This is a genomic window from Burkholderia sp. AU33423 (genome assembly GCF_002223135.1).
GTDB lineage: Bacteria > Pseudomonadota > Gammaproteobacteria > Burkholderiales > Burkholderiaceae > Burkholderia > Burkholderia lata_D.
Map to the genome: position 1 here is coordinate 2,497,365 of NZ_NKFH01000007.1, position 15,257 is coordinate 2,512,621.

Here is a 15,257-nt window from a genome sequence, read left to right on the forward strand (position 1 = left end):
GGAGAAACGCCTTCATGGAATCCATCAAGCGGTATTTCGGCTTCGCTGAAGCCGGCACCGACTTCCGCACCGAAATACTCGCGGGCGTCACCACGTTCCTGACGATGGCCTACATCATCTTCGTCAACCCCGCGATCCTCGGCGACGCCGGCATGCCGAAGGAATCCGTGTTCGTCGCGACCTGCCTCGTCGCGGCGCTGGCGTCGCTCATCATGGGGCTGTACGCGAACTACCCGATCGCATGCGCGCCCGGCATGGGCCTGAACGCGTATTTCGCGTACACGGTCGTCAAGGGGATGGGCTTCACGTGGCAAGCCGCGCTCGGCGCGGTGTTCATTTCCGGCTGCCTGTTCCTGCTCGTCACGCTGTTCCGCGTACGAGAGGCGATCGTCAACGGAATTCCGAAATCGCTGCGGATCTCGATCACCGCCGGTATCGGCCTGTTCCTCGGCATCATTTCGCTGAAGACGTCGGGCGTGATCGTCGGCAGCCCGGCCACGCTCGTCACGCTGGGCGACCTGCACAAGCACGACACGATCCTCGCGATCGTCGGCTTCTTCACGATCGTCACGCTCGACCACCTGCGCGTGCGCGGCGCGATCCTGATCGGCATCATCGGCGTCACGGTCCTGTCGTTCTTCTTCGGTGACAACCAGTTCCACGGCGTGTTCTCCGCGCCGCCGTCGATCGACGCGACGCTGTTCAAGCTCGACATCGGCGCCGCGCTGTCGACCGGCATCATCAACGTGATCCTCGTGTTCTTCCTCGTCGAGCTGTTCGACGCGACGGGCACGCTGATGGGCGTCGCGAACCGCGCGGGCCTGCTCGTCGAAGGCAAGATGAACCGCCTGAACAAGGCGCTGCTCGCCGACAGCACGGCGATCGTCGCGGGCTCGGTGCTCGGCACGTCGTCGACCACCGCGTATATCGAAAGCGCATCGGGCGTGCAGGCCGGCGGCCGCACCGGTGTGACGGCCATCACCGTCGCGGTGCTGTTCCTCGCGTGCCTGTTCATCGCGCCGCTCGCCGGCGTCGTGCCGGCATACGCGACCGCACCGGCACTGCTGTACGTGTCGTGCCTGATGCTGCGCGAGATGGTCGAGGTGCCGTGGGACGATGCAACGGAAGCCGTGCCGGCCGCGCTGACCGCGCTGCTGATGCCGTTCACGTACTCGATCGCGAACGGCGTGGCATTCGGCTTCATCGCGTACGGCGGCCTCAAGCTGCTGACGGGCCAGGCCCGCTCGGTCAAGCCGATCGTGTGGCTCATCGCCGCCGTGTTCCTGTTCCGCTTCTTCTATCTCGGCAGCGAATGACGGCGGCGCTTCGGCGCGCTGCATGATGCACGATGAAAAAACGCCACCTTCGGGTGGCGTTTCCGTTTTCGGACGATTCTTCTGCGATCCTGAAGAAGCGACACGCACGGCGATACCGACGCTCGGGCAATCCGGTGCGGCCCGCATACGAAAATGCCGCCCGGCCCCGCCGAACGGCATTGCGTGCAACGCAACGTCTTCGCGTGCGCAGCGTTCAGCGACGTGCGCCGCAAGACGAGCGTCGTGTCGTCAGCGCCAGTTGGCCTCGTAGAAGCGGACGTAGCCGCTGCGCAGCGTCACGCATTGCGCGCGCGTCTCCGACAGCAGGCGCCGTGCAGCCGCCTCGATACGGTCGCGGTGCTGGTCGAACGCGCCGACCATGTCCTCGAAGCGCGGCGACGCCGCGCCGAAGTGATCTTCCAGCGCCTCGGCGGTGATCTGACATTGGACGCGCTCGCCATTGACCAACGCCGTGAACGCCAGCATCAGGTCGCGCCCCGAATACTCGGGCTTCTCGTTCGTGAAATGGATCTGCATTGGGAGCCGCCTCGACCGGTAGAAAACGAATGACCGCGTCCGTCGTCCGCTACCGGCCGGACGAAGTGTACGCGGGCTCGCCGGCGGAGGCACGGCCCGCGGGGATAGGCGCGGACAATGCATGCCGGTTGATTTCCACTTTAGACGGTTTCGCGCAGGAGACAAATTTTCCGGCGTGCGTCGTTCCGACGCGCATTTCATCTGATCATGCGCGGCATCCGGCACCGTTTCGGAAACGGCGTCAGTGAGGGTCGTTCGGCCAGACGTTGAGCGCGATGGCAGCAGTCGTGGCGCCCACCGCGATCGCGGCCGCCCCGTATCGCACCGCATCGGTCAGATCGAACAGCAGCCCGTGGATCGCCACGGCGATGCCGCCCAGCATGATGAAGGTGGCGATGGCCGCCAGCACGACTCTCAGTTCCGTCCGAACCATGATGCGTCTCCCGAACGGATGCATGTCGCGTCGCATGCATGTTGCGATGCGGAACACGGCGCGTGCGTGCTCCATTTCCATCATTGCAGGCGGGCATTTAAAAGCAAGGGGATTTTGTTCGCGGTCGCGCTTCGTACGCGGCGCTTGTATGATGATGCGTACCCGGATGGTTGCCGGTCGCACACCGATGGTGCGCCGCACGCGAAGGCGGAAATCCGTCGAGGATTTCAGTGCGTAGGCGTGCGCCGGATCGGCCGAATTCGAGGAGCATGGGGCCTGAGTGAGCGTTGAAATGCTGACCGGGCTCGACCGCGAAGCATGGGACCCGAGTAAGCGCTAAAGCGCTAACTCGGGTCGACCGCGAAGCATGGGACCCGAGTAAGCGCTAAAGCGCTAACTCGGGTCGACAGGAGACAAGTCATGCCGCAACCCTTCGTGCTGCCCGCCACCGCGGGTCGCACCGACCTGCTCGCGCAGGCGCATGCGCGTTCGACCGCGGTCGGCCTGCGTGCGCACGAACGCCCGGATTTCTCGCCGCTGTCGCGCGTCGCGCTGCGCGAACTGCTCGACACGAATCACGCACTGTTCTCGCACGCGCGCCCGGTGATGGAGAACCTCCACGCGCAGATCGCCGACACGCAAAGCCTCGTGCTGCTGACCGACGCCGACGGCGTGATCCTGCACAGCATCGGCGACGCGGACTTCATCGAGAAAGCCAACCGCGTCGCGCTGTGTACCGGCGTGTCGTGGGCGGAAGGCGCACGCGGCACCAACGCGATCGGCACCGCGCTCGCATCGGGCCAGGCCGTCGCCGTGCATGGGTCCGAACACTTCCTGCGCGCCAATCACATCCTCACCTGCTCGTGCGCACCGATCTTCGACCCGTTCGGCCGCACGCTCGGCACGCTCGACGTCAGCGGCGACCCGCGCGGCTCGAGCCCGCATACGCTCGCGCTCGTGCGGATGTCCGCGCAACTGATCGAGAACCACCTGTTCGCGAACCAGTGCGCGGAAGCGTTGCGGCTGCGCTTTCATGCGCACGAGGAATGCGTCGATTCGTTGTTTGCCGGGCTCGTTGCATTCGGCCCCGACGGCGGGCTGATCGCCGCGAACCGCAGCGCACAATTCCAGCTCGGCGCATCGTTCGACGCACTGCAGCATCAGGCCAGCGACGCGCTGTTCGGCATGCGCTTCGGCCAGCTCGCGCAACAGGCGGCACGCGCGCCCGGTGCGATGTTCCGCCTCACGCTGTCGACCGGCGTACGCGTACTGGCGCGCTGCGAATTCGCGGAAGCGCACAAGACCACCGTCGCCGTCACGCCGCCCGCGCCAGCCGCACGGGTGCGCACGCCGGACCCCGACACGATCACGTTCGCGACGCTCGACACGGGCGACGCACGCATGGCCGCCGTGCTCGAACGCGTCGCGAAGATCCGCGGGCGCGACCTGCCGCTGCTGATCCTCGGCCAGACCGGCACCGGCAAGGAATGGCTCGCGCGCGCCCTGCACCAGGCATCGCCGCGCGCGGACGGCCCGTTCGTCGCGGTCAACTGCGCGGCGCTGCCCGATTCGCTGATCGAGGCCGAGCTGTTCGGTTACGAAGACGGCGCATTCACCGGCGCACGCAAGCGCGGCAGCCCCGGCAAGATCGTGCAGGCCGACGGCGGCACGCTGTTTCTCGACGAAATCGGCGACATGCCGCTCGCGCAGCAGGTCCGGCTGATGCGTGTGCTGCAGGAACGCGCGGTGATGCCGCTCGGTGGCGCACGCGCGGTGCCGGTCGACGTGCGCGTGGTCTGCGCGACCCACCGCGACCTGCGCGCGATGATCGCGGAAGGCACGTTCCGCGAAGACCTGTTCTACCGGATCAACGGGCTCGCGGTCACGCTGCCGGCGCTTGCCGCCCGCACCGACCTGCCCGCGCTCGTCGAGCGGATTCTCGCGCGGCTCGCGCGCAGCGAACCAATGCCGCGCCGCATCGCGGCCGAGGTGCTCGACGCGTTCACGCGCCACCGCTGGCCCGGCAACCTGCGCCAGATGACCAACGTGCTGCGCACGGCCGGCATGCTCGCCGAAGACGAAGCGGAAATCACGCTCGCCCATTTGCCCGACGATTTCTGGCTCGATTGCGACGACGCACCGGCGGCGCCCGCCGCAACGCCGGCCGCATCGGCCGGCACGCGCGAAGGCACGACGCTGCAAAGCCATCAGGCCGCGGTGATCGATGCCGTGCTCGCGCGGCATGGCGGCAACGTGTCGGCGGCCGCGCGCGAGCTCGGTCTCGCCCGCAATACCGTGTACCGGCACCTGCGCCGGCATTGACGCCAGCGGCCGGCCGGCGCCGGCCGCCAGCACGTTCGGGTATGCTTGGCGCGTTGCCGCCGAACCGCCGCCCGTCCCTGCCTCCGCCATGACCGATCCGGAACACCCTCCCCTCGTGCGCATCGAACCGCTCGGCGCGACCTTCGATGCGCCCGATTCGCTGACGCTGCTCGAAGCCGCCGCGTTCGCGCACGTGTCGCTGCCACGCTCGTGCCGCAACGGCACGTGCCGAAGCTGCCTTTGCCGGATCGTCAGCGGCAGCGTACGCTACACGATCGAATGGCCGGGGCTGAGCCGCGAGGAAAAGGCCGACGGCTATACGCTGCCGTGCGTGGCCGTCGCGACGTCGGACCTCGTGCTCGACGTGCCCGACGCGGTCATGCTCGACTAGACGCGGCGCGCGCTCGCGCGTGCCGTCCGGCAAAGGTTGATCCTGAGTGGAGAACGTCATGACCCAGCAAACCGATCGCATCGAAAAACAGGCTCAGCTCGACGCATCGCCCGACCGCGTGTGGGAAGCCGTCAGCAATTCCGGCGAATTCGGCCAGTGGTTCGGCGTCACGTTCGACGGCCCGTTCGCGGCCGGCCAGCCGCTGTTCGGCCGCATCACGCCGACACGCGTCGACGACGACGTCGCCAAAGCGCAAGAACCGTATGCAGGCACTGTGTTCGAAATCGTCGTCGATCGCATCGAGCCGAAGCAACTGTTCTCGTTTCGCTGGCATCCGTTCGCGATCGATCCGAATTTTGACTACTCGTCCGAGCCGATGACGGTCGTCACGTTCGCGCTCGCCGCACAGGCTGGCGGCACGCTGCTCACGGTCACCGAAACGGGCTTCGATCAGTTGATCGAAGCCCGCCGCGCGAAGGCACGCGAGATGAACGACCACGGCTGGGCCGCGCAGATGATGCTGATCACGAAATACCTGGCGAAGCACGCGTAGCGCGCCGCCACGCCGCACGTCCGGGCCGACATGCGAAGCGACGTGCGTGGCATAATCCGCTCCATCGTCGCCTGTACGTCGCCGCACATCGCATGCTGAGTCGTCGCCTCCGGAAGATCGGCAGTCTGATCGGGATGCTCGCCATCCTGATGACGGCGCTCGCGCCGACGATCTCGCAGGCACTGACGACGCAGCAGCGCGTCGATACGCTGCTGGCCGGCTACTGCACGGCCACGCCGGCCACCGGCGAGCGCGCCGCCGATTCGTCACGGAAGAGCCTGACGGCCCACCTCCAGGCATGCGGCTATTGCAGCCTGCTTGCCCACACACCTGCACTGCCCGCGCCCGAACTGACGTTCGCGGCCAACGTGCACGTCATTCAGCATCGCGAAGCGACCCGCTTCGACAGCCTGCGCCGCGCGCTGCCGCTCACGGCCGCGCAACCGCGCGCCCCTCCGATCGCGTCCTGATTCGTCGTCAATGCCCGTGATGCCATGAAGCATTGCGTGGCCCGCGCACGCCGCCGGCGTGCGCGACCTGTCACGTTTCGAAGGACGATCATGTGTCACCGTATTGCGCGCGGCGTCGTGCCGTGCGTGCGGCTGGCTGCTTCCGGTTCGTACTGTCGCGCCGACATTCGCTCGCGGGCGAGCGTCCGGCCGCACACGTTCGCGCTGGTGCCGGCCGCCACCGGTGCTGCCGCGAGCGTGCTCGTGCATCCGTCCGTCGAATCCGTGTCGCTCCATCCGATTCGCTACTCGCACACTCGATCATGAATACCACCTCTTTCATTCGCGGCGCGCTCGCCGCGCTCGGCTTCGTTGTCTTCCAGGCCGCCCAGGCCCACGCGCTCCCGAAGACGCAGACACCCGCCGCCGACGCCACGCTTTCGGTCGCGCCGCACGCGGTCACGATCGGTTTCAGCGAAGCGCTCGAGCCCGCTTTCAGCTCGATCGCCGTCACCGACAGCCAAGGGCAATCGGTCGTCGACGGGAAATCGTCCGTCGATGCAGGCAACCGGAAACGCATGCAGGTCGCGCTGACCAATCTGACGGCCGGTACGTATACGGTCGCGTGGATCGCGGTGGCCAGCGACGGCCATCGCACACAAGGCCATTACGCGTTCACGCTGAAATGATGTTGGCGACGCGCATCGGCGTTCCGCACCGGCCGCGTCGCCCCCTTTCCCGCTACATCTACCCATCAGGAAAACCAATCATGAAGCGCTCGATTCCGACCGGCCTGCTGTTCGCCCTGCTGGCGCTGCAAGCCCCCGCCACGTTCGCCGCGCCGGCCGTGCAGGCAGAAAACTGCTGGATTCGCGCGATGCCGGCAACCGTGCCGTCATCCGGCTACTTCACGCTGAAGAACGACGGCGACGCACCCGTCACGCTGACGGGCCTCGACTCGCCGGCGTACGGGATGGCGATGCTGCATGAAACCCAAACGAGCGGCAGCACTGCGAAGATGGTCCATGTCGACGCCGTCGAAGTGCCCGCGCACGGCAGGGTGACCTTCAAGCCGAAGAGCTATCACGTGATGCTGGAGCAACCGTGCCAGGCCGTCGCGCCCGGCGCGAAGGTGCCGTTCCGGCTGCATTTCGCGGACGGCTCGACGGTGTCCGTGACCTGCGACGCCAAGGCGCCGACCTACGCCGGCCAGTAAAGTCCACCGCCCCCGATCGAAGGAGATGCACATGAAACATCGCCTGCCGCTGGCCGACCTGATCGTCCGCTACCGGACGCCGCTGAACGTCGCCGTGATGATCGTCTGCGGCATATGGGCCGGGTGGATCGCGTGGATGACGCGGCCCGCCGCGATCGATACGCCGCCGTCGATCCCGGCGTACTACATGCGCGACGCAAGCTGACGCACCGCGACGGTACGGTTCCGGCGCAAGCCTGCGCCAATTATTGGCGTGGCATCATCGCTTCATCCCGACCGCCGGAACCGCCTCTCGGAGCGCCGCATGTCCATTCAGACCTGGATGCTGTTTGCCGCAGCCTATCTCGCCACGACGCTGTCGCCGGGGCCGAACGTGCTGCTCGTCATCCGCAATACGGTGCGCTACGGCACGCACGGCACGGCCGCGACGATCGCGGGCAACCTCGTCGCGCAAGGGGTGGTCGTGGTACTCGTCGCGCTCGGCGTCGGCGCGGTGCTGGCCGCGATGCCGCCGCTGTTCGTCGCGATGAAGGTGGTCGGTGCCGCGTACCTGATGTTCCTGGGTGTCCGGCAGTTGCGCGGCGACCGCAAGGCCGCCGCTTCGACCGGGGAAGCGGAAATCGCCGCGCCCGACCGCGGGAAACTGTTCCGCGAAGCGCTGTTCGTCTCGGGCAGCAACCCGAAGACGATGATCTTCCTGTCGGCGTTCATGCCGCAGTTCATCGTGCACGACCACCCGCTCGCGCTGCAATTCGTCGTGATGTACGCGACGATCGCGTGCACGGTGGTGATCGTTCACAGCGTCTATTCGGCCGGCGTGCGCCGGTTTCATCGCGGCTTCGGCATGAGCCGCGCGGTGCGTGCGCTCAAGCGTGCGAGCGGGCTGCTGTTCGTCGGACTCGGGATCAGACTGCTGACTGCGCGGCAGGCGTAAGCTGACGCGCGCCCGTCAGCGCGTATGTGCGGCCAGCTCGGCCGCGATCTCGCCGAACGACGGCCGCGCATCGATTGCTTCGTTCAGGCAGGCCACCGCGAGCGCATCGAGCGCGTCCCTGCCGGCCCACGTGCGCGGCTCGCATCGCTCGAGCAACTCGCCGAGCAGATAGCCGAACGCCCGCACCTCGAGCCGTTCGAACCCGGCAGCGCGCGTGCGATCGTTCGCATCGTAGAGCGACGCCGCGCCGAAATCCCCGAGCAGCGCGCCGCCTGCGCCGTCGTGCAGGATGTTGTGCGCATACAGGTCGCCATGCATGATGCCGCGTGCGTGCAGATGGCCTGCCACCGACGCGATGCCATGCGCGATCCGCACCGCCTCCACCGGCGTGAATCTCGCATCGGCCGCATACACGTCGCGCGTGCAGGTCGAGAAGCTCGGCGGCCCGGCGAGATTCGTGAGCGCGGGATCGACCAGTTCCATCACGAGGCCATGCGTGCCTTCCGGATGCCCGCTTACCTTGCCGATCACCGGAATCATGTTCGGGTGGCGGCCGGCATGCAGGCACGCGGCCATTTCGCAATCGGGCAGGCCATCGCTCGTCACCGCGCCCTTGAACAGCTTGACCGCGACCGCCCGTGACGGATGCCCGTCGACACGCCACTGCGCGCGGTAAATGACGCCCGACGCACCCTCGCCCAGCTTCTGCTCGCATGCCAGCGATGCCCAGTCGACGTCCGCGACCTCGGGCCCGGCCGACGCAGCGGCTTCGGGCGCGGCGCCGAACGGGTTGCCTGCGGTGGCGAGCCACGCGAGGCGCGGCAGGCGCAGCAACCAGTCGGGCAGTGCGTCCAGCCGGTTCGCGGACAGTCGCACCAGTTCGAGCGCGCGGCATGCGGCCATCTCCGCCGGCAGCGCGCGCAGCCGGTTGCCTGCGAGCATCAGCTTCTGCAGCCGCGAGCAATCGCCGATATCGGCCGGCAGTTCGTCGATTGCGTTGTCGGTGAGGATCAGCCAGCGCAGCGCGCGCGGCAGCGACCCGCTCGGCACCGTCTGAATCCGGTTCGCCTTGAAGCCGATCATGTCGAGCTGCCCGCACGCGCCGAGCACATCGGGGAACGCGGTGAAGCGGTTGCCGGACGCGAACAGGATGCGCAGGCGGTGCAGCCGCGGCAGGTCGTCCGGCAGCGCGGAGAGCGCATTGCCGGTCAGGTCGAGCACTTCGAGCGTGTCGGCAAGATCGAAGATCGCGCGCGGGAATTCCGTCAACCCGCACGCGAGCTTGAGTTGCCGTGCGCCGGCAAGTTGCCCGGCCTGCAGTTGTTCGAGGGTGTGTGTCACGCGAAGAAAACGGGTGGCGGTTGCGACGATCGTCGGGTCGATCGCCCGAATTCTACCGGGATCGCCTGCGTGCATCCCCTCAATGTGTCACGCCCCCTTCACAAACGCGCACCGTCGCGTTAGAATTGCGCCCCTTGCAGTGCCGACGTGGTGAAATTGGTAGACACGCTATCTTGAGGGGGTAGTGGCGAAAGCTGTGCGAGTTCGAGTCTCGCCGTCGGCACCAGGATTTCTTCTCTCATCGTTGCGCGACATGCGACAAACGCATTCCGGCAACGATCGACGATCATCCCGCGCAATCGCGCACCGCTGTTTCCGATTCCCCCATCAGGCTTCAACCAGGCACCACGCTGCTGCGAATTCGCGCGCGCTCCCGACTGCCGTCCGGACAGCCGGAAGCGTACGTGTACGCCACGTCACTCACGACGCCAGCGCATCATCCCCCTTCACTAAATTCGCCGCCTCCCGCCGCCGCAACCGCATCGCGATCAACGCGGCCAGCACCGCCAGCGCCACACCGGCAAGAAACCCGCCCGTATAACCCACCTTCGCGGTCAGCGACAAAATCGTCGACGACGCGATCAGCTCGCCGAGGTCGCGCGTGCTCTGCACGGCCGTCACGTCGGTGCCGGCCTGGTCGCTGCCGCCCGCGAAGCGCATGCCGGCCGTCATGATCGACACCGACGTGATCCCGGTCGCCAGCGAACCGAGCACCGTGCACAGCCATGCCCACGACGACGACACCGGCAGCCATCCGCTCGCCTGCGCGAACCACAGCAGCGCGGCCGCGCCCGCACAGCTCACGCCGGCCGTAAACGCAGGCCACAACCCGAGCCGCCTGACGAGCCACGCACCGCCGCCGCAACCGAGCACGACCGTCACGATGCCACCGGCCATCCCGAGCTTCCCGATCGCGTCGAGCGTCCAGCCCGCGTCGTTGAGAAACAGTTTCGACAGGCCGAAGCCCGATACGGCCGTCATCGCCGACAGAAGTGCCAACGACAGCAGCGACCACGAGCGCGGCCGCTTCGCGAAGCGCACGAGGCTCGCGTTGTGTTCGGCTTGCACGCGTGCACGGTCCGCATCGCGCGGCAGCACCCACAGCACGCACGCGAGGCTCGCGAGCGGCACGGCGGCCAGCGCGAGAAACGCGGTACGCTGCCCGAACAGGCCGATCAGCGTCAACGTGCCGGCGCCGCCGCCGAAGAAGCCGATCATCACGCCCGCGATCTGGATCGCGTTGATCTTCGCGAGCGTGTCGCCGCTGAAGTGCTCGGCGGCCATTCCGTCGTTCGCGATGTCCTGCGTCGCGCTCGCCAGCGACGCGACGGCCAGCAGGCCGACCGCCCACCCGGCCGTCGCGACCGTCATGCCGATCTGCGCGAGGCTGCCGAGGCACACCACGACGAGCGTCTGCATCGGCAGCATCCAGCTGCGCCGCCGGCCGATGCGCGGCGACCAGCGGTTGTCGACAACGGGCGCCCACAGGAATTTCACGACCCACGGCAAACCGACGAGCGGCAGGAACGCCAGTGCGTGAAGCGGCGCGCCGTCATGGCGCAGCAGGGTCGGCATCGCGTCCATCGCAATGCCGATCGGGATTCCCTGTGACAGGTAAAGCAGCGTGATCGTGATGACCAGGCGGCGATGTTCGAGCAGATCGCGCATCGAAGTCTCCAGTTGCATGAAATTAAAAAGGTTCGGCGCCGGCCGGCATGCGCGCGGTCCGCATCGCATCCCGGCGCGGACGGCGCGCGGCACGCAGCAGCAATGCGCCGAATGCGACGAGTGCCACGTCGATCGGCCAGTACACGGGTTCGCCCGCGCCAAGCAGCGCAATCGCGCAGTGCGTCACACCGGCCAGCCCGTACGCGGCGCCGGCCGCACGCATCAGCCTGCGCAGCCAGGCCGCGCGATCGGCCACGCAGGCCGCCAGCGCGACCGCGCCACCCCACACGGCCCAGAACAGCATCGCGAGCACGTGATCGACGTGCACGCCATCGGGCAACGCACGCCCGGCGAGCAGCAGCACGCCACCCGCGAGCACGAGGCCGCCGCAGATGCCGACGGCGACCGCGGCCAGCACGTTCGCGGAACGATCCTGCTGCGCGCGCCGCCGCTCGATCCACAGATGCAGCCCCGTCGCGCACAGCGCGCATGCGGCAAGCCCCATCAGGAAATGCACGACGCGCAGCACGCCGCCCATCGCCCCCACCCAGCCGTATTGCGCAAAGTGCAGCGGCTGCACCGCGATGAACGTGCGCAGCCAGAAGCCTCGGCCGCGCGAGGTGGCGTCCGCGAGCCAGTGCCCGTCCGCCGCGCGATACAGGTGACGCTCGAACACCGCCGTACTCGGCAGACCGACTGTCGTGCCGGCAATCTCGACGCGTGCGTTCGCATCGCCCCAGCCATGCAGCACGACCGCTTCGGGCCGGAAATCCGGCATGCGCGCCGCGTCGCGCCACAGCAGCACATCGAGATCGGGCGCGCGTTGCCACGCGCCGCCGGCTGTTGCAGGCGGCGGCCCGCCGAGCAGTTCGGCGAACGCGCGCTGCGGCTGCCCCGGATACGCGACGCCCGCGAGCGACACCGTGCCGAGCGCGCCGAGCCCCGACAACGCGCCGGTGAACGCGAACAGCACGAGCCACGGCGAGCCCCACAGGCCGATCCACGCGTGCAGGTCGAACAGCGCGGCGCGCAATCCTTTGCCGCGCCGGATGCGTGCCGCGTCGGGCCAGCGCCGGTGATGCACGACCACGCCCGCAACGATGAGCACGAGCAGCACGATCCCCCACAGGCTCACGAAGATGCGCCCGGGAAAGCCCGCGAACAGCGTCTTGTGCAGCGTGACGAGCACCGCCGCGCGTCCGCTGTCGGCCAGCCGCTCGCCCGTCGCCGGGTCGAGCGCCAGCGTGCACGCCTGGCGCGCGTCGCAGAAACGGATCGCCGGATCGTCCGGTTGCGGCAGCACGATGCGCGCCTCGCGCAACGGCACGCCGAGCGCCGCCGCGCGCGCAACGAGTTCATTCAGCGGCAGCAACGGCCGGGCGACGGCGACCGACGATGGCCGCCACCAGCCCTGCATCGAATCGGTCGCGAGGCTCCACGTGCCGCTGAACAGCACGACGAACAGCACCACGCCGAACAGCGCACCGGCGCCGCGATGCAGCGCACGCCAGCGCGAACGCAATGAGGCGTCCATGTCAGCGCCCTCCCCACAGCAACGCGCATGGCACGAGCACCGCGAGCCATATGCAGGCACGCCACGCGGCCTGCCGCCGCCCGGGCGCGACGAGCACCCACAGCAGCGCGGCAACGCCCGCCGCAAGCGACAGCAGCACGGCCGCGTAGAGCCGGTTCAGGCCGTCGGCCGGGTAATGACGGGCCAGCGTGACCGCCAGCGCGACCGCGCCCGGCAGCACGCCGCCGATCGCCAGCGCCGCCCGTGTCCCCCAGCCGCCCGCCATCAGAACTGCCCGCGCACGGTCAGCATCACGTTGCGCGGTTCTCCGTAACGGTTGTTCCAGCCGGGCTGGCTCAGGCTCAGGTAGTACTTGCGGTCGAACAGGTTGTTGACGTTGACCGCCGCGCTCCAGTGCTTGTCGTAGCGGTAGCCGAGCCGCACGCTCGCGAGCGCGTAGCCGCCCTGGCTCAGCGTGACGCCGTTCGCCTGCGCCGAGTAACTGCTCTGCACCTGCACGCCGCCGCCGATGCTCCAGCGCCGCTCCTGCCACGGCAGGTCGTAGTTCGTCCACAGCCGGAACAGGTGGCGCGGGTTCAGCAGCGGCGCGAACGACGAGCCCGCGTTCGCGAGGTTGTCCGCGTAGCTCATCGTGTCGTACGTGTAGCTCGCCCATACGCTCCACCACGGCGTGATGTGGCCGTTCGCCTCGAATTCGAAGCCCTGGCTGCGCACGCTGCCGCCGTTCACGTAGTAGCAGTTCGGCCCCGCGCACGGATGCGCGAGATCGACCTGCGGGTTGTTGTCGAGGTCGATGCGGAACGCCGCGAGCGACACGTTCAGCTTGCCGCCCGCCAGTTCGCCCTTCACGCCCGTCTCGTAGGTGCGCCCCTTCACCGGCGTCAGGATGCCGCCGCCCCACATCGACTTGGTTTGCGGCTGGAACACTTCCGCGTAGCTCGCGTACCACGACCAGTCGCGCGCGAAATCCCAGATCAGCCCGCCGTACGGCGTGAACTGGTGGCCGGTGTTGTAGTGCGCGCCGAGGCTGTCCTGGTTCCACCAGCTCAGGCGGCCGCCGAGCACGAGCGTGACGGGTTCCGCGAGCTTGATGCGGCCGAGCCCGTACACGCCCTTCTGCGAAATGTCGTTCTGCTGCGACTGCTGGTACGGGCCCACATCCGGCTCGGGCACGCTGCTCGGGTTCCAGCGGTACACGTTCACCGGCGTGCCGACCACGTTGCCCTGCAATTGCGCCGACATCTGCCCGCTGCTGCTGTTCGCGTAGGTCACGCCGAACAGCAGGTCGTGCGTGAGCCCGAACGCATGCACCGGGCCCTGCACGTTTGCATCGAGGCTGCGGCTGTAGCTGCTGAACTGGTACGCGCCGCCCGTCAGCGCACCGCCCGCGCCGGTCGCCGGGTTGATCGCGCCGAACGAGCCCGCGTACTTCAGGTCCGAGCGCACGCTCTGGTATTCGCCGCTGACCTTCGCCTTCCAGCCCGCGCCGAGCTTCTGCTCGACCGACGCGAACGCGCGCGTCGTGTCCCAGTCGAAGTGGCCCCACGCGGTGTCGAGGAACGTCGAGCGCGACAGGCCGAGGCTCGAGCCGTCGCGGGCCATCGGCACGCCGGACATGTCGGGTATCGAACGCGTCGTCTGGTATTGCGCGCCGAACGTGAGCAGCGTGTCGCGCGTCACGTCGACTTCCGTGATCCCGTAGATCGAGCGCGTGTCCTGCTTGGCGTGGTCGTAGAAGAAATGGCGATCCTCGTACGCGGCGACGAGCCGGCTGCGCACGGTGCCGGCCGCATTGAGCGGGCCGCCGATGTCGGCTTCCGCGCGATAGCGGTCCCAGCTGCCGACGCTCACGCTCGCGTTCGCGGAAAACTGGTACTGCGGCCGCTTGCGCACGAGGTTGACCGTCGCGGCCGGGTTGCCCGAGCCGTGCAGCAGGCCGTTCGCGCCGCGCAGGATTTCCACGCGTTCGTACACGGAGATGTCCTGCGGCGCGCTCGCCATGTCGCCGATCACCACCGGCACGCCGTCGAATTCGAACGAATCGACCTTGAAGCCGCGCACGAAATACGCGGTGGTGAGCAGTACGTACGGCTGCACGGTCACGCCGGCCGATTGCTGCATCACCTCGTCGAGCGAGAACAGGTTCTGCTGGTCGATCCGCTCGCGCGTCGTCACGCTGACCGACTGCGGAATCTCCCTCAACGCCAGCGGCATCTTGCCGACCGTCGCCACCGACGGATCGTCGGCCACGCCGCGCGACGCTGTCACCGAAATCGCCTTCAGCTCGCCCGCGGCGGGCTTCGCGGCGGTCGCGTCCTCCTTCCGGACTTCCGCGCCGGCCGCCGACGCGGAAGCCGACGCCGGCGCCGTCTCGGCGAACGCCGCCGCCGGATGCGCGGCGATCAGCAGGCCCAGATACAGCGACGGACGCCAGCGCCCTCGCCCCAAACGGGCGACGCGCGCGCCCTTCGACCTTGATCTCCCAGGTTCCAGCACCTCGTACCGCATTCACGCCCCCGTATTTGATAATCATTCTCATTATCAAATAGAACCGGCGGGCGAT

At 68.1% G+C, this 15,257-nt stretch carries 17 protein-coding genes and 1 tRNA gene; 11 read left to right on the plus strand and 7 right to left on the minus strand.

Translation table 11 applies throughout. The features are described from left to right. Positions 1-14 precede the first annotated feature (14 nt). Positions 15-1,316: an NCS2 family permease gene (locus CFB50_RS29765; RefSeq protein WP_069252280.1), complete on the plus strand. Its 1,302-nt coding sequence runs from the start codon at positions 15-17 to the stop codon at positions 1,314-1,316. Between the two features lie 249 nt (positions 1,317-1,565). Here the strand turns inward: CFB50_RS29765 and CFB50_RS29770 are convergent, their stop codons facing one another. Both CFB50_RS29770 and CFB50_RS40270 read right to left on the minus strand, forming a co-directional pair. Next, on the minus strand, positions 1,566-1,853 hold the full coding sequence (locus CFB50_RS29770) for a DUF1488 domain-containing protein (RefSeq protein ID WP_011354308.1): 288 nt from the start codon (positions 1,851-1,853) through the stop codon (positions 1,566-1,568). Between the two features lie 241 nt (positions 1,854-2,094). Next, positions 2,095-2,370: a DUF2964 domain-containing protein gene (locus CFB50_RS40270; RefSeq protein WP_264163869.1), complete on the minus strand. Its 276-nt coding sequence runs from the start codon at positions 2,368-2,370 to the stop codon at positions 2,095-2,097. Positions 2,371-2,706: 336 nt separating this feature from the next. Here CFB50_RS40270 and CFB50_RS29780 point away from each other — a divergent pair, with 336 nt between their 5' ends. The 9 genes from CFB50_RS29780 to CFB50_RS29815 all read left to right on the plus strand — a co-directional run bounded on the left by CFB50_RS29780 (position 2,707) and on the right by CFB50_RS29815 (position 8,151). Next, positions 2,707-4,608: a sigma-54-dependent Fis family transcriptional regulator gene (locus CFB50_RS29780; protein WP_069252281.1), complete on the plus strand. Its 1,902-nt coding sequence runs from the start codon at positions 2,707-2,709 to the stop codon at positions 4,606-4,608. Between the two features lie 88 nt (positions 4,609-4,696). Next, positions 4,697-4,999: a 2Fe-2S iron-sulfur cluster-binding protein gene (locus CFB50_RS29785; protein ID WP_046548459.1), complete on the plus strand. Its 303-nt coding sequence runs from the start codon at positions 4,697-4,699 to the stop codon at positions 4,997-4,999. A gap of 58 nt (positions 5,000-5,057) precedes the next feature. After that, positions 5,058-5,552 carry an SRPBCC family protein gene (locus tag CFB50_RS29790; RefSeq protein ID WP_089448159.1) on the plus strand — a complete coding sequence of 165 codons (495 nt, stop codon included), beginning with the start codon at positions 5,058-5,060 and terminating at the stop codon, positions 5,550-5,552. Between the two features lie 92 nt (positions 5,553-5,644). Continuing rightward, positions 5,645-6,022 carry a DUF2946 domain-containing protein gene (locus CFB50_RS29795; protein WP_069252284.1) on the plus strand — a complete coding sequence of 126 codons (378 nt, stop codon included), beginning with the start codon at positions 5,645-5,647 and terminating at the stop codon, positions 6,020-6,022. A 90-nt stretch (positions 6,023-6,112) separates the two neighbouring features. Beyond that, positions 6,113-6,328: a hypothetical protein gene (locus CFB50_RS39685; RefSeq protein WP_089448160.1), complete on the plus strand. Its 216-nt coding sequence runs from the start codon at positions 6,113-6,115 to the stop codon at positions 6,326-6,328. Continuing rightward, positions 6,325-6,690: a copper homeostasis periplasmic binding protein CopC gene (gene copC / locus CFB50_RS29805; protein ID WP_069252285.1), complete on the plus strand. Its 366-nt coding sequence runs from the start codon at positions 6,325-6,327 to the stop codon at positions 6,688-6,690. Before CFB50_RS39685 ends, copC begins: the two co-directional genes overlap by 4 nt. A gap of 80 nt (positions 6,691-6,770) precedes the next feature. Further along, positions 6,771-7,217 carry a copper chaperone PCu(A)C gene (locus CFB50_RS29810; RefSeq protein WP_089448161.1) on the plus strand — a complete coding sequence of 149 codons (447 nt, stop codon included), beginning with the start codon at positions 6,771-6,773 and terminating at the stop codon, positions 7,215-7,217. Between the two features lie 31 nt (positions 7,218-7,248). After that, positions 7,249-7,422 (plus strand): hypothetical protein, encoded by a 174-nt coding sequence (locus CFB50_RS39690; RefSeq protein ID WP_179254245.1) that lies wholly within the window; start codon positions 7,249-7,251, stop codon positions 7,420-7,422. A 99-nt stretch (positions 7,423-7,521) separates the two neighbouring features. Continuing rightward, a complete protein-coding gene (locus CFB50_RS29815) occupies positions 7,522-8,151 on the plus strand; it encodes a LysE family translocator (protein ID WP_089448162.1) in 630 nt (209 codons plus the stop codon). 15 nt (positions 8,152-8,166) lie between these two features. Here the strand turns inward: CFB50_RS29815 and CFB50_RS29820 are convergent, their stop codons facing one another. Then, entirely contained in the window at positions 8,167-9,492 is a 1,326-nt protein-coding gene (locus CFB50_RS29820) for a leucine-rich repeat-containing protein kinase family protein (protein ID WP_089448455.1), read from the minus strand. A gap of 141 nt (positions 9,493-9,633) precedes the next feature. On the opposite strand from CFB50_RS29820, the gene CFB50_RS29825 reads away from it, so the two are divergent. Continuing rightward, positions 9,634-9,718, plus strand: a tRNA-Leu gene (locus CFB50_RS29825). Between the two features lie 194 nt (positions 9,719-9,912). Here the strand turns inward: CFB50_RS29825 and CFB50_RS29830 are convergent. Genes CFB50_RS29830 through CFB50_RS29845 form a run of 4 tightly spaced genes read right to left on the minus strand, consistent with a single transcriptional unit; the run spans position 9,913 to position 15,202 of the window. Next, positions 9,913-11,160, minus strand: coding sequence for a RhtX/FptX family siderophore transporter (locus tag CFB50_RS29830; protein WP_069252289.1), 1,248 nt, complete (start codon positions 11,158-11,160; stop codon positions 9,913-9,915). A gap of 22 nt (positions 11,161-11,182) precedes the next feature. Further along, positions 11,183-12,694, minus strand: a complete 1,512-nt coding sequence (locus CFB50_RS29835) for a PepSY-associated TM helix domain-containing protein (protein ID WP_089448163.1) — start codon at positions 12,692-12,694, stop codon at positions 11,183-11,185. A 1-nt stretch (position 12,695) separates the two neighbouring features. Next, on the minus strand, positions 12,696-12,959 hold the full coding sequence (locus CFB50_RS29840) for a hypothetical protein (protein WP_069252291.1): 264 nt from the start codon (positions 12,957-12,959) through the stop codon (positions 12,696-12,698). Then, positions 12,959-15,202 carry a TonB-dependent siderophore receptor gene (locus CFB50_RS29845; RefSeq protein WP_089448164.1) on the minus strand — a complete coding sequence of 748 codons (2,244 nt, stop codon included), beginning with the start codon at positions 15,200-15,202 and terminating at the stop codon, positions 12,959-12,961. Before CFB50_RS29845 ends, CFB50_RS29840 begins: the two co-directional genes overlap by 1 nt. Between the last annotated feature and the right edge of the window lie 55 nt (positions 15,203-15,257).

Excerpts from the sequence above, each read along its gene's own strand:
- CFB50_RS29765 (WP_069252280.1), top strand. The coding sequence starts at position 15 with ATGGAATCCATCAAGCGGTATTTCGGCTTCGCTGAAGCCGGCACCGAC.
- CFB50_RS29770 (WP_011354308.1), bottom strand. The coding sequence starts at position 1,853 with ATGCAGATCCATTTCACGAACGAGAAGCCCGAGTATTCGGGGCGCGAC.
- CFB50_RS40270 (WP_264163869.1), bottom strand. The coding sequence starts at position 2,370 with ATGATGGAAATGGAGCACGCACGCGCCGTGTTCCGCATCGCAACATGC.
- CFB50_RS29780 (WP_069252281.1), top strand. The coding sequence starts at position 2,707 with ATGCCGCAACCCTTCGTGCTGCCCGCCACCGCGGGTCGCACCGACCTG.
- CFB50_RS29785 (WP_046548459.1), top strand. The coding sequence starts at position 4,697 with ATGACCGATCCGGAACACCCTCCCCTCGTGCGCATCGAACCGCTCGGC.
- CFB50_RS29790 (WP_089448159.1), top strand. The coding sequence starts at position 5,058 with ATGACCCAGCAAACCGATCGCATCGAAAAACAGGCTCAGCTCGACGCA.
- CFB50_RS29795 (WP_069252284.1), top strand. The coding sequence starts at position 5,645 with ATGCTGAGTCGTCGCCTCCGGAAGATCGGCAGTCTGATCGGGATGCTC.
- CFB50_RS39685 (WP_089448160.1), top strand. The coding sequence starts at position 6,113 with ATGTGTCACCGTATTGCGCGCGGCGTCGTGCCGTGCGTGCGGCTGGCT.
- copC (WP_069252285.1), top strand. The coding sequence starts at position 6,325 with ATGAATACCACCTCTTTCATTCGCGGCGCGCTCGCCGCGCTCGGCTTC.
- CFB50_RS29810 (WP_089448161.1), top strand. The coding sequence starts at position 6,771 with ATGAAGCGCTCGATTCCGACCGGCCTGCTGTTCGCCCTGCTGGCGCTG.
- CFB50_RS39690 (WP_179254245.1), top strand. The coding sequence starts at position 7,249 with ATGAAACATCGCCTGCCGCTGGCCGACCTGATCGTCCGCTACCGGACG.
- CFB50_RS29815 (WP_089448162.1), top strand. The coding sequence starts at position 7,522 with ATGTCCATTCAGACCTGGATGCTGTTTGCCGCAGCCTATCTCGCCACG.
- CFB50_RS29830 (WP_069252289.1), bottom strand. The coding sequence starts at position 11,160 with ATGCGCGATCTGCTCGAACATCGCCGCCTGGTCATCACGATCACGCTG.
- CFB50_RS29835 (WP_089448163.1), bottom strand. The coding sequence starts at position 12,694 with ATGGACGCCTCATTGCGTTCGCGCTGGCGTGCGCTGCATCGCGGCGCC.
- CFB50_RS29840 (WP_069252291.1), bottom strand. The coding sequence starts at position 12,959 with ATGGCGGGCGGCTGGGGGACACGGGCGGCGCTGGCGATCGGCGGCGTG.
- CFB50_RS29845 (WP_089448164.1), bottom strand. The coding sequence starts at position 15,202 with ATGCGGTACGAGGTGCTGGAACCTGGGAGATCAAGGTCGAAGGGCGCG.